The organism is Halopseudomonas pachastrellae (assembly GCF_900114765.1).
Taxonomy (GTDB): Bacteria; Pseudomonadota; Gammaproteobacteria; order Pseudomonadales; family Pseudomonadaceae; genus Halopseudomonas; species Halopseudomonas pachastrellae.
In genome coordinates, this window is sequence record NZ_FOUD01000054.1 from 1 (window position 1) to 1180 (window position 1180).

The 1180-nt window shown below is 52.4% G+C and carries 1 protein-coding gene; it reads right to left on the reverse strand.

The window, feature by feature from the left end; all coding sequences use genetic code 11:
• Nucleotides 1-7: 7 nt before the first annotated feature.
• The gene (locus tag BM116_RS18570) at nucleotides 8-1171 is read right to left on the reverse strand and encodes an IS30 family transposase (protein WP_083729508.1); all 1164 of its coding nucleotides are present in this window, start codon (nucleotides 1169-1171) and stop codon (nucleotides 8-10) included.
• Nucleotides 1172-1180: the final 9 nt, after the last annotated feature.

Sequence of the window (1180 nt, forward strand, 5' to 3'; positions counted from 1 at the left end):
GGTGAGATCAACCGGTCAGTGCAACTATTTCGTTTAGTTTCTCAGCTGGTGATAAGTATCTCAACGTTTTCCGTGGGCGTTGATTCAATCGCAAGGCTATTTCATCCAGCTGCGCTTGTGTCCATCCTGATAAGTCTGTGCCCTTGGGGAAATACTGGCGCAGCAAACGGTTGGTATTCTCGTTGCTGCCTCTCTGCCAAGGGCTCTGGGGGTCACAGAAGTAGACCTGAACGTCAGTGGCTACAGTAAATTTTTTGTGGCCACCTAATTCGCCGCCTCGATCCCAGGTTAACGTCTTTTTCAGAGCTGCAGGCAGTTTGTTAACCTCTCTGCAGAGAGCGGACACAACGCTCTCTGTATCTTTTCCGTTGACCTGTACGAGCATTGTGAATCGCGACTGGCGCTCCACCAGCGTGGCAATATGCGAGTTCTTAGAGCCCGAGATCAAGTCACCTTCCCAGTGGCCGGGTACTGCACGATCTTCTACTTCAGCCGGACGCTCCCGAATAGAGATGGCATCAACGATACTTGTCTTTCGCTCCGTCGCCTCTGTGGTCGAATGCTTTGACCTTCGCATCCCTCGTCGAGAACGCAGGTGCTTTACCAGCTCTTTTTTCAGCACACCTCTGGCCTGGACAAATAAGCTGCGGTAAATGGTTTCGTGGGATATCTGCATCGCTGAATCGTCCGGGAATTGGCGCTGAAGCCAACCTGATATTTGTTCAGGCGACCAGTCTAGCTGAAGCTTCTTCGCTACAACTTGCTGAAGCACTTGGTTTTCAGCCAGCAAACACTGTTTGGGCCGCTTCGCTTGATCCCATGCTCTTTTATCAGCGGTGTTTGCACGATATTTTGTGCGACCACCGTTACGACCAACCTCCCGGCTTACTGTCGAAACGGATCGGTCAATCAATTTGGCTATGTGCCGCAGCGAAAGCCCGGCAGACAATCCCCGCGAAATCTCTTCTCGCTCCGACAGAGAAAGAACGAGATCGGACCGCGTCCGATTTGGAGGCGAGATACCACCATGAATGGCTAACACGCCGCTGATGGAGCCTGCGTGTTTACCCAGCGCTCGGCCTATTTCACTCAGAGACTGTCCTTTTCGCCATCTAAGCCAGAGCTCTCGCTTTTGTGAAGCTGAGAACCCGCGCGCCTTCATCGTTGCCATGAGTGAATG